The organism is Aurantimonas manganoxydans SI85-9A1, assembly GCF_000153465.1.
Taxonomy (GTDB): Bacteria; Pseudomonadota; Alphaproteobacteria; order Rhizobiales; family Rhizobiaceae; genus Aurantimonas; species Aurantimonas manganoxydans.
On the sequence record NZ_CH672387.1, the window covers coordinates 1,111,730 to 1,126,198 of the forward strand.

The 14,469-nt window shown below is 65.5% G+C and carries 14 protein-coding genes; 6 read left to right on the top strand and 8 right to left on the bottom strand.

The annotated features are described in order from the left end of the window. Positions 1-187: 187 nt before the first annotated feature. From SI859A1_RS05225 to SI859A1_RS05240, 4 genes are all read right to left on the bottom strand, one after another. A complete protein-coding gene (locus SI859A1_RS05225; RefSeq protein WP_050767442.1) occupies positions 188-1,645 on the bottom strand; it encodes a primase-helicase family protein in 1,458 nt (485 codons plus the stop codon). A gap of 181 nt (positions 1,646-1,826) precedes the next feature. Continuing rightward, a complete protein-coding gene (locus SI859A1_RS05230; RefSeq protein ID WP_148233745.1) occupies positions 1,827-2,960 on the bottom strand; it encodes a hypothetical protein in 1,134 nt (377 codons plus the stop codon). Between the two features lie 159 nt (positions 2,961-3,119). Next, a complete protein-coding gene (locus tag SI859A1_RS05235) occupies positions 3,120-3,452 on the bottom strand; it encodes a hypothetical protein (RefSeq protein WP_040325333.1) in 333 nt (110 codons plus the stop codon). A gap of 640 nt (positions 3,453-4,092) precedes the next feature. Then, positions 4,093-5,424 carry a tyrosine-type recombinase/integrase gene (locus SI859A1_RS05240; RefSeq protein ID WP_009208804.1) on the bottom strand — a complete coding sequence of 444 codons (1,332 nt, stop codon included), beginning with the start codon at positions 5,422-5,424 and terminating at the stop codon, positions 4,093-4,095. A gap of 446 nt (positions 5,425-5,870) precedes the next feature. Between SI859A1_RS05240 and SI859A1_RS05245 the strand changes: the two genes are divergently transcribed. Continuing rightward, positions 5,871-6,260 carry a cell envelope integrity protein TolA gene (locus SI859A1_RS05245; RefSeq protein WP_148233746.1) on the top strand — a complete coding sequence of 130 codons (390 nt, stop codon included), beginning with the start codon at positions 5,871-5,873 and terminating at the stop codon, positions 6,258-6,260. Between the two features lie 102 nt (positions 6,261-6,362). After that, complete coding sequence (locus SI859A1_RS05250) at positions 6,363-7,184, top strand: TrmH family RNA methyltransferase (RefSeq protein ID WP_040325338.1); 822 nt, start codon at positions 6,363-6,365, stop codon at positions 7,182-7,184. A 97-nt stretch (positions 7,185-7,281) separates the two neighbouring features. Here SI859A1_RS05250 and SI859A1_RS05255 read toward each other — a convergent pair whose 3' ends face one another. Both SI859A1_RS05255 and SI859A1_RS05260 read right to left on the bottom strand, forming a co-directional pair. Next, positions 7,282-8,415 carry a hypothetical protein gene (locus tag SI859A1_RS05255; RefSeq protein ID WP_009208806.1) on the bottom strand — a complete coding sequence of 378 codons (1,134 nt, stop codon included), beginning with the start codon at positions 8,413-8,415 and terminating at the stop codon, positions 7,282-7,284. Positions 8,416-8,572: 157 nt separating this feature from the next. After that, positions 8,573-9,163 (bottom strand): DUF1134 domain-containing protein, encoded by a 591-nt coding sequence (locus tag SI859A1_RS05260; protein WP_009208807.1) that lies wholly within the window; start codon positions 9,161-9,163, stop codon positions 8,573-8,575. 248 nt (positions 9,164-9,411) lie between these two features. Here SI859A1_RS05260 and chpT point away from each other — a divergent pair, with 248 nt between their 5' ends. Next, positions 9,412-10,038: a histidine phosphotransferase ChpT gene (gene chpT / locus SI859A1_RS05265; protein WP_009208808.1), complete on the top strand. Its 627-nt coding sequence runs from the start codon at positions 9,412-9,414 to the stop codon at positions 10,036-10,038. Between the two features lie 129 nt (positions 10,039-10,167). Beyond that, entirely contained in the window at positions 10,168-10,575 is a 408-nt protein-coding gene (locus SI859A1_RS05270) for a response regulator (RefSeq protein WP_050767443.1), read from the top strand. 166 nt (positions 10,576-10,741) lie between these two features. On the opposite strand, the gene ctrA is transcribed toward SI859A1_RS05270, so the two are convergent. After that, positions 10,742-11,437 carry a response regulator transcription factor CtrA gene (gene ctrA / locus SI859A1_RS05275; RefSeq protein WP_009208810.1) on the bottom strand — a complete coding sequence of 232 codons (696 nt, stop codon included), beginning with the start codon at positions 11,435-11,437 and terminating at the stop codon, positions 10,742-10,744. Between the two features lie 368 nt (positions 11,438-11,805). Here ctrA and SI859A1_RS05280 point away from each other — a divergent pair, with 368 nt between their 5' ends. Continuing rightward, positions 11,806-12,174, top strand: coding sequence for a flagellar export protein FliJ (locus SI859A1_RS05280; protein ID WP_040325340.1), 369 nt, complete (start codon positions 11,806-11,808; stop codon positions 12,172-12,174). 400 nt (positions 12,175-12,574) lie between these two features. Here SI859A1_RS05280 and sciP read toward each other — a convergent pair whose 3' ends face one another. Further along, entirely contained in the window at positions 12,575-12,865 is a 291-nt protein-coding gene (gene sciP, locus SI859A1_RS05285) for a CtrA inhibitor SciP (RefSeq protein WP_024348827.1), read from the bottom strand. Positions 12,866-13,239: 374 nt separating this feature from the next. Here sciP and mnmA point away from each other — a divergent pair, with 374 nt between their 5' ends. Continuing rightward, positions 13,240-14,412, top strand: a complete 1,173-nt coding sequence (gene mnmA / locus SI859A1_RS05290) for a tRNA 2-thiouridine(34) synthase MnmA (RefSeq protein ID WP_040325342.1) — start codon at positions 13,240-13,242, stop codon at positions 14,410-14,412. The last annotated feature ends 57 nt before the right edge of the window (positions 14,413-14,469 follow it).

The following is a 14,469-nucleotide window of genomic DNA, read 5'->3' on the forward strand; positions in this document are numbered from 1 at the left end:
AAGGAAATCGAGCCGATTTTCTTTTCAGGCCCTATCCCTTGCGTTAGGGGACGATCCCTTTCTCTTCCGGTATCTCGTATCTCCAGCTTTTTAGAACCTTGGACTGTTTGGACTGTTTGGACGGCCCCTGTGTTACAAGGCTTCCAGCATCCCGCGGGCGTCCACACAGTCCACGCAAGCGCCCCGCTCATGCGTCCCACCGGACGTTTTGTCCGATCCAGTTGTCAAAGCTGGCCCGGCAAGTTTCTAGATCCGGGACCTCGTACACCCACGGGCGGGGGCCGGTGCTGTGCGGCCGCTTCTTCGAAAGGGAAGGAAAAATCTGGTGCAGCGCTTTCCCGAACTGCTCCGCGCCCAACTGTCGCGCGTAGCGGTCGCTGGCGGTGGCTTGTCGGTAAAGGTCGTACAGTCTCCTACAACTGATCTCTGCAGGCCAGTCCGCGGAGGCGTCGAAGGCACCCTCCCGCAGGCAAGCGTGCAGCCATTTCGGCATCGATGGAAGCGAGTTCAGCTTTTGCTCGAGCAACGCCGTCGTGACAGGGGGTGATCGCGCGTCCACCGAAGAAAGGTCGAAACTCAGGAGGACGGCGAGCAAACCGGCCAATCCCCCGTTCGCCATCTCGGCCGCCAGCGCACCGAAATAATCGTGGTCCTGCTTGTTGCCGTCTCCGACATCGAAAACCGCCCAGCGGCGCTCGTCCTGCCCCGCCGGCACTACCCAGTCTTCATTGGAGGTAACCAGGAGCCTCGCGCAATCCTTCACGGGGAAGGGATCCACCCCTTTGGGTTCGACCATGCGTGTATCGCTGGTCACCAGGTTCTTCAGGGCGCCCTCGGAAGCCTTGTCGCCGGCCCAGAATGCTTCTTCGACCTGGATCAGCAGCGCGCGGCTGAGGTGCGCATTGAAATTGCCCACCAGTTGCCGGGGCTGTGCGACGGTGACGTAGTTGGCGGGAAACAGGGCGCCCACGTATTGCCCGACGATCGTTTTTCCCACGCCCCGCCCGCCGCCAAGTACGACAGCTACCCCGGGCTTCACGCCAGGCTGCTGAACCAACTGCGCGAACCAGCCCAGCAACCAGCGGAAGTTGTCCTCGTCGCCTCGGCAGACGTTGTCTCGTAAGTGAGCGAGGAAGCGGTCACAGCGGGCGGTCGGGTCGGGCTGCACCGAAAAGCCCTGCCAAAGATTGTAACTATCTGCGGGACAGCCGCCGGGTTCGAAGGCGACATTGGTGAACTGGCGCCGCTCAGGGCTACTCAGCCATAGGTCGAAGACGGGGGCGGATTTTTCGTTGATCACAACGCGGTCATTCGCGTGCCAGTCTCGGCGATCGCGCACACGGGCAAAATTGACGATCATGCGCCCGTCGCGCCCGCGCTCTTCTGTGAGCACCAGCGTTTTTCCCCCCACGGTGACGACCGCCTGCGACTGGTTCAGACGCTCCACGGCGGAGAGGGCTGCATCCGGTTCTGGCAGCAGATAGACCGGGTCCGTAAGATCCGCTATTTCGAGCCAACCATCCGCGAGCATTTGCCGGACGAACGCCGCCCGGTCCCGGCCGTCGCAGTGCGCGTGCCGACAGTGGATCGTGAAGCCTTCGGCCTTCCCTTGACCTGCGTTGGTCACGAAGGTCGCACCGTCCATGCCCGGTTCAGTGTGTTCGTGCTCGAAGGGGCACAAAATGTGGTGGCGTACCTCCGAGACCCTGTTTGCGAACACGTCGGGGCGGCGCGCGTGGAGGGCTTCCACGACAAGAAAACGCCGGCCGTAGCATCGGGACCATTCGATGATGTCCAGGACTTCCCCTGTCCGCGGATCGACATATTCAATGGCGGCAACGCGATCTGGACGCGGTCTGCGAAGAAGCCGTGGAGCGTGACACGGCCTCGCCCGGCGGCAGGGTGCCCGCAAGAGCGTGTGCGTCACACGGCGCGCCGTGAAGGACGCGAGAGACCGGCTTCCGGCTCACGGGGAACCGGGGCAGGAGGAAGAGCCGTCCGGTGTTCGAGCAACTGACGTCGAACGGGATCCCAATAGCGTTCCCGACAGCGTGGTAGAGCCGGGTCCATTCCAACTCGGCTTCAGAGTGGCTGGGGTATTCAGCGGCCTTCCAAGGACGTGCAAGGCGAATGAAGACACGGAACTTCGGCAACGGTTGGTGCCGAAGAATGACTTCTGATCCCTCCGCACGATCGAACGCGGCGCCCTCGCAAGCGGCCGGCGCGCGAGCCTTCTTGCTGATGAGAAACTCTTCGGCACCGACGTTCGGGTGTTCCGCGCACCAACTTTCCCACGCGCTCTTCTTAACGCGTGTCTCGGTCGTGAGGTGCGAATGGGTCGACGCGATGGCTGCCGTCCAGCCCTGGCGCGTAATAGCGTCTACGATGGCTTCGAGATTGGCGCCGCTATCAAAGTCCAAGGCCAGCACGTCGATGCTTTCGGCGTCCGCGTCGTCCCGTCTCGAGCCGGCGAAGATCGCGGGCGTGATGTACGCCCCGTCTTTTTCGCCGTGCTGGTGTCGCGTGACCATCCGGCAGAACTGCGCCCACGTCATTGTCTGCGGCGAGGCTGTGTTGTCGCGTAGGTGCCCACCGAATGAAACGCTCACTGACGCATCGCCACCCGCTGGGGCGTCAGGGACGACGTCAAACAACGTGACTTGCGCGAGCCAGGTGGCAAGCTTTCCAGTTGGTGCCGCCTGCCTCGAAAAGACGGCGTTGCTCTCGGAGTGCCCTGCGCCGAGCGCCCACAGAATATCGGCATCGGCCCTATCCTTCGACAGGCCGGCATTCACCAGGCGCTCTTTTTCGCGGCGAATGGCTTCCAGCGCTACTTTGGTCACAGCTCCCGGTGCCGCGCCTGGAACCACGGCCGTCAGCGGCTTCGAGCACGCGGCCGCGCCCGTAGAGGAATTGGCGTCTGCTTGCGCAGGACGAATTTCTGTCGCAGAAAGACCCATCACAAAAGCCTATTTTTGCGGCGCCGTCGGATTGCCCCCGATGGCGTCGTTTTTGTTTCGGTTGACGACGGCTGCCCGGTTCCAGGCTGTGCGCGTCGTCGCTATGCTCGTGAGGGTCGGGTCGGGTGTTTGAAGTGGTCAGGCGCCGGTGCCGGGAAGTCAGGAGACGTTGGCCCAGCTAGAACGGGCTTCCTCGACGCGCTTGGCAACAGCCTGCCGGGTTCGGCCAGAAGGCGTCCAGGCTTCGGCATCCTGCATGAAGGAAATGAGGCTCGCGGTTTCGATCAGTGTCCGACCGCGCAAACGCTTCAAGGCGAGACGACCTTCAGCCGCTGCACCGTAAAGGGCCGCAATCGACACGCCGGTCAGCTTGGATCCATTCTGCATTGTCTGAAATGGCCGGTCGGACCAGGGAATGTCGGTAGTGCCGACGGTGGCCGCCAGCCACTTCGCTTTCGCCTCGGTGTTCTGCGCCTTCGCTGCGGTGCTCATGTTCTTCCGTCCTCGCTGACGTTCTTGCGAGGCCGATCATGCCCGTGATGCCGCTGACTGTCTGTCGTTGTTCAGAACGGATTTCGTGACCATTATCTCCGTTTGAGGCGCCGGGCCTTCCGCCGAAATGCGGCGAGCGCATTGGCTGCGGCCCGACGTTTCCGTGCGGCTTCCTTCTGCTTCTCTATAGCCGCGGCGAATTCGTCTCCGCTTAGACACTCGCGTATGCGCTGCCGCCGACTCTCGAACGCTTCGGTCGTTTCCTCAGGATCTGGCCAGCGACCGGGCATCCGCGACCGGCTTGGATCGCGAAGCCAAGCGCGAACGCGGTTCGCATCGTGTTCCTCAACCTTCCTCTGCGTGTAGCGAAACAGCTCGACGGCGAGGTCATATGCGAGGGTATAGGTGACGCCGGTCCACACAATTTTCGGCGAGTGCCCCGCCTCGCGATCAGTCGGTATTGCTGGTCCGCCGTTCTGAGCCAAAAGCTCCGGAGCGTGGCGCCTTGCAAGTTCATCGCGGCGAAGCAGGTTCATTACAATGTCGACTGCGGACGTACCGGCCTTCGTTCGCTGCGGCGGAGACGGTATATCTTCAATGCCGTCGTCATCGCGAGTTGGCTCTGTATCGACTGGTCCAGTCATTCGGCCGCCTCGGCAAACGCCGGCCCGCTCCCCATCGTCAGCATTGCCCGGCGCGCCAGTTCCTCGCTGGCATCGACAATGTAGGCGCTGTAGTGCGCCTCGATCATTGCCACGCTGGTATCGTGGAGGCTGGCGACAAGCCGCACAGGCAGTCCGGCACGCAGTCCTCTCAGGATGGATGTGTGGCGAAGGGAGTAGGGGACGACGCTGGCCGACAAGCCGGCAGCCTTTCTCGTTGCGGCCCAGGGCCGGGCCATCTCGCTATCTTTCCACGAGCGCCGGCCGACGCGCTCCCATTCCGCGCCCGCGACTTGCTTCATATGCCGGCGGGTAAGAAGCGCCTCATCGAGGGGCCTACCGTCCAAGGCGGGGCGGAGCCGTGCGATCGTCTCCGAGGATAGCGGAACCGCAATCCTGCCGACCGTCGCGGCCTTCTTTCCCTTCTTCGATCGCGGGACCATTACGCGGCCGTTCGTGACCTGGAGATCGGCGACACGAATATCGGCAACCTGAGAGTATCGGGCGCCGGTTGCCGCCAGCATGAGAACGAGCCGGCCGAAGTCGCCATCTTCGTCCACGGCGAACGCCGCATCGATCAGTGCGGCAACTTCGTCGTCGGTGAGGAATTGCTTTCGGGCATTCGACTGCGCCGGCATCGCCTTCGTTCCGACCCGGATCTCGCCGGGCAAATGGGCGGGCAGTTCGCGCCGGTGCTTTTCGGCTGCAGCGTTCAGGGCCGCACGGAAGTCGTTCAGGAGCCGGTTGACCGTCGAAGGGCTGATAGACGGCCGGCTGTCGCTGCTGATTTTCTCGGCGTCCGGCTCGGCGATGGGAAGACGGTCGCGCCAGGCTTCGATCGTTGAAGCGCGCAGCTTCTGCAAGGGCAAGTCGGCGAGCCTCTTGTCTGAAAGAACATGCCGCGCCAGCCTGCGCTGTGCGCCGGTGCCATCCTTCGCGTTGCGTCGGATCCGCGCCGCTGTATACGCCGCGATCGCCGATCTGACCGTCGGTGCCGTGTGTGAACCGCCGGCATCTGTGGCGGCGGCGATGGCTTCGTATTGCTGGCGGCTCCAGGCTAGGGTCTCGGCGACAGCGGCGCGGAACGTCATTCCCGCATCGGCGCCTTTGTCGTCGCCCGGGCCAATACGGCCTTCAACGCGCCGGCCGTCGATCACAACCTTTCCGATCCAAACGCCGGGACCGGATGCCGATTTGCGATAGCCCAGGCTGACGCCGCCGCGTCCGCCACCGACGCCGGTCCAGTATGGGTTCTTGCGGGGTGCGAGGCGCGCCCGCTTGGCGGGTGTGTCAGTTTCTGCAGAAGGCATCGCTTGTCCCTATCATCCCACAGACCGTCCCACAGAGACGCGGGTGAGGTGTCTGACGATGATAGCACCGGCGGCGGCCTGAAGCCATGCATAACAGGGTGTTATGCACGTCACCTGCGTCAGCCGGGGAAGGCCTGCGCCGCAGGGTTTGCCCTCTCACGGCGCAAACAGGGGTTCGATTCCCCTTGGGCGTACCACTCCCCCTGTCGGGTGGTTGCAGTGTTTGCCGGTTTCCAATCTACAAACATTTTCCTTGCAGCATTATCGGTGGCCGAGCGGCGTTTGACGTTTCCGGGTGCTGACCGGCGCCTTGCTTGTTCAGGGCTTGATCGATCTGGCCGGCGCTTCCCGCTCTCGTGTCCGGGCGCGCCAGTTCGTCGCTCGCTGACGTGGGCGGCGGCGTGGTAGGACGCTGTCTGTATCGTCATCGCAACGGGGAAAACCGATTGTCCGCAGCCATGGGCCGGAAGATTCTCACACTGGCACTCGCCCTGTGCCTCACCACGACGGTCGCCTCGGCCCAGAAGCCGGTCGCCAGCATCGAGGCGCAGGTGAAGCGGTGCTGGACCTCGCCGTCGGCACAGAAGGCCACCTCGGTCCGGCCCATCACCTTCGTCCTGCAACTCGCGCCCGACGCAGATCTCGTGAAGGCCAGCACCGACTACGTGCCGGCGAATGCCGTCGAACGGACGCTGCGGGACGCGGCGGTCAGGGCGATGAAGCGCTGCCTGCCGTTGCGTGCCCCGGACGCGCCCTATGAGGAGTGGAAGGAAACGCGGGTGACCTTTGAGATGGAGAAGGCCTCGGGCACATCGCAGTTCGAACTGCCGGACTGATGCCGGCGATGCGGCCTGCCGGTTTGCCCGATGCGGCGAACGGCGATACGCCATCCGCCCCGGGCGCTGTTGCGCTCCTTTCCGACTGGTCAGACGCCTCCCATGCCGGTTTCGCTTTCCACCATCGCCATCGACGACCCGTCCGATCCGCGGGTCGAGCCGTTTCGCAATGTGCGCGACCGCGATCTCGTCGGCCGTGAGGGCTTCATCGCCGAGGGCACGGTGGTGCTCGACCAGCTTCTGGTGTCGCGGCGCTTCCGGCCGACATCGCTGCTGATCCTGCGCAACAGGCTGGCCGGACTGGCCGAGCGGCTGGCGCGGTTTCCGGGCGATGCGCCCATCCATGTGGCGGACCAGGCGGTGTTCGACGGCATTGCCGGCTTTGCCGTGCATCGCGGCGTGCTGGCCCATGGGGCGGAGCGCGGAGCACGGCCGTCGGCGGCGGACACCATCGCCGCGGCCGGGGGGCGGCCGATCATCATCGCCGTCGGCCTCTCCAACCACGACAATCTCGGTGCGATCTTCCGCAATGCGGCGGCGTTCGGCGCCGGTGCGGTGCTCTGCGACACGACCAGTTGCCATCCGCTCTACCGCAAGGCGCTGCGGGTGTCGGTGGGCACGGCCCTGACGGTGCCCTGGTGCCGGGAGGGGACGGGCGAAAGCCTCGTCGCGGCGTGCCGGGCGGCGGGCTACCGCGTCCTCGCGCTGTCGCCGGCCGGCGAGACGCCGCTGGCCGGGCTGGTGACGGCGGGGCGCACGGCGCTGTGCCTCGGCGCCGAAGGGCAGGGGCTGTCGCCGGACCTGATGCGCGCGGTCGAGACCGTGCGGATCGAGATGGCGCCGGGGCTCGACAGCCTGAATGTCGCGACCTCGGCGGCGATCGTCCTGCACCGGTTGTTTGCCGGAGAGGGCACGGCGGCTTAGCGGGGCGCCAAGGGCCAAGGGCCGAGATGCCGGATGGTGGATCGGCGGCGCGCGGGGCGGCTGGTCTTTCAGGCGGTGATGCGCTTGCAGGCGCGAGCTACTCGGCGGCCTGTCCGCTGGTCTTCGATTCCTCGGCGCGCAGGCGCCGGACCCGACCGGCCAGCGTCGGGCGCCCGCTCTCGGCGGTGCCGGTCTGGCCGGAATCGTCGGCAGCCAGAATGCGCTCGATGACGGAATCGGGGCCTTCGGCCTTGCCGGTCAGGTGGATCACCCGTGCGGCGATGTCGCTGATGCGTTCGCGCAGGGCTTCCTCGTCGTCGTCCTCGCCCAGCGGATGGGCCGGCAGGTCGAGATGTTCTTCCAGCTGGCGGCGCACGGCCTCGGCGCTGACCGGGGCAGCGGCAGCCACGACCGAAGCCCGGTCGATGTCGTCCGGGGATGTGTCGTGCGACCGGGTCGCCTGCGGCAGAACGGTGTCAGCCGCGTCGTCGAGACTGTCCGGCCGCCGGCGTGCAGCGACAGGCGCTCGTCCTGGTCGGCAAGGCGCGCGGTGAGGCGGATGATCTTTTCCTCGAGCTTGCGGGCGGTCGCCTTTTCTTCTGCAGCTGCGTCGAGGACCGACCTGGCTGCGCAGGCGGTCGATCGCATTGTCGCGCTCGCGGCCGATGCGCTCCTGCGAGCGGACCTCGTCCTGGGCTTCTTCCAGCCGGGTCTCCAGCGACACGATGCTCAGCTTGCGGTCCTCGGCGATGCCGGTCAGGTCGCGGAAGCGATCGGAAAGGGCGTTCATCTCCTCGGTGCGCAGGTCGAGGTCGTGAATTGTCTCGCGCAGCTCTTCCTCGAGCTTGCGATAGTCCTGCTCGCGGGCCTCCAGGGCCGCGGAGAGCTCCTTCAGATCGGCGACGTTCTGGGCGACTGTCTCGGTGAGGACGCGGTTGCGACCGCGCAGATCGGCGTTCTCGACCGCGACGCGGCCGGCCTCGGCGCGCTCCAGCGCGGCCTTCTCGCGGACGGCATGCGCCTCCATCTCGCGGCGCCGGGATTCCATGGCGGCCTGGGCGCGGACATGGTCGTAGCTGGCGCGAATCTCGTTGGCGCTGACGGGAATCGTCGCCTCGAACTCGCGACGGGCCAGTCGCTTGGCGCGGCGCCAGACGATCGGCGACACGAGCAGGGCGATCAGGGCAGCGGCCAAAAAGCCGAACAGGAATATCAGGCCGGAGGCGATCATGGGGACCTACGCTGGGGGCTTTCGGATACCCTTATAACGCACGAAGCGACAATAGGGGCCGAGGCCCGGGCTTTTCGGTGCGCGATTCACGGTCCGGTATGGTCATCGGGCAACGCTTGCGGCGGCCGGGCTGACCGGCCGCCGCGCGGTGATGGGCTCAGAAGGGATTCCAGGTCGGCATCGGGGTCAGCTTGAGATAGCCGAGATTGACGCCGAGACGGGCGCCGACGCCGGTCTTGATCGGCACCAGCACGATGTTGTCGCGGGTCAGCACCGTCATGCCGAGGCCGCCGACCAGATAGGCACTGCCCGACACGCCGCCGAAGCGGCCATAGACGGCTTCCACCGAGGGCAGGTCGTAGACCAGCATCATGGTGCGGGCGCCATCGCCGCCGACATCGAAGCCGAGCGAGGGGCCCTGCCAGAAGATGCGGTGCTCGCCGGCATTCTTGGTGAAGAGCGTGCCCTCGCCGAAGCGCAGGCCGCCGAAGAAGGCGCCGGCGGCTTCCTCGCCGAGGATGTAGCCGTTCGGCAGGCCGAACTTCTTGAAGGCCTGCTCGACGACCTGGGCGAGGCTGCCGGAGGTGGTGCCGAAGAATTTATGGCCGGTGGCGATGACCTCGTCGGTGTTGTAGCCGCTGGTGCCGGCCTGGGCGTGAGCGGGAGATGCAGCGCCGAAGCCTGCGACGAGGAATGCGGTGGCGGCAGCGAAGAGGAGACTGCGGACCGCCCCTGTAATGGCATTCATGTTCGGTTCCTTTCGACAGGGCGGGCACGGGCGATCGGCGACCGACCCGGTACCCGCTTGCGACGCGATATCCGGCATTTGACCAAAACATGCTTTCCAATCGCCTAACGCCCGCAAAGTGCGTGTCGCGGCGGCACGATCACGCGGCTCGGTTGACGGATTCCGGGCAGGAACCCATGCTTTGTGCCAAAGCGAGACGGCTGATTCGCCGTCGGCTCCCCATGGCTCGATCGAACGGAACCTCCTGCATGACAACCCTTCCCGAACTGTCGGCTGCGGATCTCGCCGCGCTGTTGTCCAGCAAGCTGTGCCACGACATCATCTCGCCGGTGTTCGGAATCCAGAGTGGCCTGGAACTGCTGGACGACATGCCGAACGATCCCGAATCGATGGAACTGGTCCGCCATTCGCTGAAATCGGCCGTCGCCAAGCTGCAGTTCGCCCGCATCGCCTTCGGCGCCGCCGGCTCGCAGACCGCGACGATCGACCTGAACGACGCCAAGACTGTGGCCAACGGCTACATGAACCACGAGAAGGCGGCGATCGTCTGGGAGGGCGAGCCGGGCTACGTGGCCAAGAATTTCGTCAAGATCATCCTCAACCTCATCGTCCTGGCCAACGCCTCGATCAGCCGGGGCGGGGAGATCAAGGTGGTGATCGAATCGATCGATCCGCCGCGCGCCACGGTGCGCGCCACCGGCGACCGCATTCGCATCCAGCCGCGGCTGATGGCCCTGCTCAACGGCGACGTGGCCCAGGAGGCGATGGATGCCCAGACGATCCAGCCCTATTACACGCTGTTCCTGGCGCAGGAATCCGGCCTGACCGTCGCGCATGAGAAGACCGAGGGCTCGGTTCTGTTCACGGTGGCCTGACAGACGCGCCGTTTAGGTAATGTTACCCCTGTTCCTGAACGAAACAGCAAAGATGCTGCGCTAGGACTGATCCACCACGAAGGTGTTCCGGACGGATTGTCCGGGCCCCGTCAGGAAAGGTGAGCACCCATGCAGAGCTGTCTGATCGTCGATCCGGCTCCGGTGATCCGGAAGGTGGCGTCGCGCATCCTGTTCCAGATGGGACTGACGGTGGAAGGGGTCGCCTCGGGCGACGAGGCCAAGGCGTGGGTCGCCGCCAACGGCCTGCCGGAGATCGTGATCGTCGCGGCGTCGGCGGAAGATCCGGCCGGCGTCGAGCTGGTCCGCCATCTGCGCGCCGAGGCGGAGGGCCGGCCGACCGTGATCCTCGCCTCGATCGTGGAATCCAATCTCGGCCTGATGACGCGCCTGCGCCGGGCCGGCGTCACCGACTATATCTACAAGCCATTCGATCGCAGCGCGCTGGAAGGCTGGCTGACGCCCTTCGTCCAGTCCGCCGGCACCAGCGCGGAAGGCGCCTCGGCCTCCGCCGCGTGAGCTGCGGCTGCGGGGGGTGGCCGCGCATGGCGTCGGCCATCCTCGACAACCAGCTCGAAAACAGCCAGGCCCGAATGCCAAACGGCCCGCCGCGGGGAACCGGGCAGGCCGTTTGGAAGACAGGTCCCGAAAGATCGGGGACGCGATCAGAAAGCCGGGCGCGCGATCAGGCGGCGCCGCGGGCGACTTCCGGCTCGCGCAGCACGTAGCCGCGGCCCCAGACCGTCTCGATGTAGTTCTTGCCCTCGGTGGCCGTCGCCAGCTTCTTGCGCAGCTTGCAGATGAAGACGTCGATGATCTTCAGCTCGGGCTCGTCCATGCCGCCATAGAGGTGGTTGAGGAACATTTCCTTGGTGAGGGTGGTGCCCTTGCGCAGCGAGAGCAGCTCCAGCATGGCGTATTCCTTGCCGGTCAGATGCACGCGCTGGCCGTTCACTTCGACCGTCTTGGCATCCAGATTGACCGTCAGGTCGCCGGTGTTGATGACCGACTGGGCATGGCCCTTGGAGCGGCGGACGATGGCGTGGATGCGGGCGACCAGCTCGTCCTTGTGGAACGGCTTGGTCATGTAGTCGTCGGCGCCGAAGCCGAGGCCGCGCACCTTGTCCTCGATACCCGCCATGCCGGAGAGGATCAGGATCGGCGTCTTCACCTTGGACAGGCGCAGGGTGCGCAGGACTTCATAGCCCGACATGTCCGGCAGGTTCAGATCGAGAAGGATGAGGTCGTAGTCGTAGAGCTTGCCGAGGTCGACGCCTTCTTCGCCAAGATCGGTCGTATAGACGTTGAAGCTCTCTGACTTGAGCATGAGCTCGATGCTCTGCGCGACCGCGCTGTCATCTTCGATCAAAAGAACGCGCATCAGAAAATCCTCTTAGCCCAGCCCTGCCGATTCGGGTAAACGGCATGGCCCCGGTTTGTCTAAAGTTCGGCCCAAAAGTGGCACGAAGTGGTTAACAAATGCTCACAATCCGATCGGTCGGTCGGGTCGCGGGCATCCGTCGTTCGATGAAAGACCTGGTTTGCCTTGGTCTGACCCCGGTGTTCCGCCTGTTCGGGCGATCTGCCAAAGTCGGTGCGTTCGGTTTACCCAGCCTTAAATCCTCACCCCTATGATTAATGGTGCGCGTAAACAGACGGTTAAACGCATAGCCCACGAGGCTTGCCCAAAACCGTCCGCCGCATCTTTTCCGGGCCGTCAGACGGAGCCCGTCATCTGGAGTTTGAGTGATGAAGCGTGACAACCTGGTGCGACTGACGCGTTTCAAGGTCAGCGAGAAGCGTCGTCAGCTCGAGCAGCTCGAACTGATGATGGGGGAGTTCGCCCGGATGGCGGCCGAACTCGATCATCAGATTTCGAACGAGGAAAAGAAGGCGGGGATTACCGATATCACCCATTTCGCCTATCCGACCTTCGCCAAGGCGGCGCGCTCGCGCCGCGACAACCTGACCAATTCGGTCCAGGACCTGCGGACCCAGATCAACGCCGCGAAGCTGGCGCTGGAAGAGGCCGAGGCCGAATTGCTGCATGCGGAGAAGCTGGAGATGCGCGACGGACAGCGCGACGGCGACGACGATCGCCGCGAAGCCGTCGGCTGACAAGCGACCGGTCGGCGCGAACCGCGCCGGCAATCTTTCACTCAGCCCCTGGCGCCGCGCGGCGACGGGGGCGGTGATCGGCCGGCCCGGTTTTCGACAGGCCGCGTGATCTCAGTGCCAGGACGCCAGATCGGCGGGCCTGGCATTTTCCGTATCGGGGATCGGCCACGCGCCGGCGCCGCGACAGGCGGGCGCACTCAGGCGAACGGCCGGCAAACAGGCGGGCGGAAAGCGCAAGGGGAGGGGAGCGGGAATCGGACCGGCGGATTCGTGCGCACGGGATTTCCGGCGATTCGATCGGCGACGGCACGGGCCCGTGAGCCGGCCGCGGATGAATCGATTGCGGCCGGCTGGAGCCGGGCGCTGAGAGCCCCGCACGAGGCGGGGCCCGATCCGACCGTCAGTGAAGGTCGGATTTCTTGCGGTATTCCTGGATCTGCGTGGTGCGCAGTCCGGCAAGCCCGTGCTGGTCGATGGACATCTGCCAGGAGACGAACTCCTCGACGGTCAACGTGTACCGCGAGCAGGCTTCATCGAGACTGAGGAGGCCACCGCGCACGGCGGCAACGACCTCGGCCTTGCGGCGGATGACCCAACGTCTGGTGTTGGATGGCGGCAGGTCGGCAATCGTCAACGGGCTGCCGTCGGGGCCAATGACGTACTTAACGCGTGGTCTAACCTGATCGGTCATTGTACTCTCTACAACACTCAAGACCTAATCGAGCCCCAACCTAGAACGCCGCTCCTAAAAAATCCGTCAAGCGTCGCGTAAGGTTTCGATAACAGTTTGAAGCAATTGGCCAACTGTCTGCGAATCCCGGCTTTTTCGCCCTGAGCGCGCGAAAAGTCGCCTCGGAAAACCCGTATTGTCCCGCCGCAAGCCCTGATCCACGCCCCGCGCAGGCGGAAAACGACGGCCGCGGCGAAGTTTTTCAGGCGCGGCGAGTCAGGCGCGCCGTCATGCTGCCGCCACAGGGATTTTGCATTCGGTCCCCGCCTGCGGGTAGAAGCGGGCATTCCCGTACCCCGCATCCCGTCCATTCGAACACGCTGCCGGAGTGGCCGATGTCGAACAGTCTCGATCTGCCGAAGCCACCCGCCGACACGCGCGTCGTCGTCGCCATGTCGGGCGGTGTCGATTCCTCCGTCGTGGCCGCGATCCTCAAGGAGCAGGGCTACGACGTCGTCGGCATCACGCTGCAGCTCTACGATGCGGGCGAGGGGGCCCGGCGCGCCGGCTCGTGCTGCGCCGGCCAGGACATCCACGATGCCCGCCGCGTCGCCGAGACGCTGGGCATCCACCATTACGTGCTCGACTACGAGGACCGGTTCCGCAAGGCGGTGATCAATCCGTTCGCCGCCAGCTATCTGGCCGGCGAGACGCCGATCCCGTGCGTGGCCTGCAACCAGACCGTCAAGTTCCGCGATCTCCTGGCGACGGCGCAGGATCTGGGCGCCGACGCGCTGGCGACCGGCCATTATATCGAGAGCCGCCAGAACGGCGCCCATCGCAGCCTCTACCGGCCGGCCGATCTCGACCGCGACCAGAGCTATTTTCTCTATGGCACCACCCAGGAGCAGCTCGACTTCCTGCGTTTCCCGCTGGGCGGGCTGACCAAGCCGCAGACGCGTGAGCTGGCCGAGCGGCACGGGCTCGTCGTCGCGGCCAAGCCCGACAGCCAGGACATCTGCTTCGTGGCCAAGGGCCGCTACAGCGACGTCATCCGCAAGCTGCGGCCGGAAGCCAGCGAGCCCGGCGACATCGTCCATCTGGACGGCCGGCATCTGGGCCGCCACGCCGGCATCGTGCATTACACGATCGGCCAGCGCCGGGGGCTCGGCATCGCCGCGGCCGACCCGCTCTATGTGGTGGCGCTGGACCCGGCGACGGCGCAGGTCGTCGTCGGCCCGCGCGAGGCGCTGGCGACGCGCCGCCTGACCCTGCGCGACGTCAACTGGCTGGGCCGCACCGATCCGGCGGACATGGCAGCGGCTGACGAGGAAATCTTCGTGCGGGTGCGCTCGACCCGGCCGCCGGCACCGGCGCGCATCCAAGTCGAGAACGGCGTCTGGACGGTGGAACTGGCCTCGGGCGAGGACGGCGTCGCGCCGGGGCAGGCCTGCGTCTTTTATCGCGGCGAGGGCGTCGGCGCCGAAGTGCTGGGCGGCGGCGTGATCAGCGTGACCGACCGGCCGCAGAGGGCGCAGCGCGCCGCACCGGTGCTGGCCGCCGAATAGGCGCGATCACGCAGGCAGGCGCTCAGGCGGGCGAAGGACCGACAGGTTTCCCCGCCG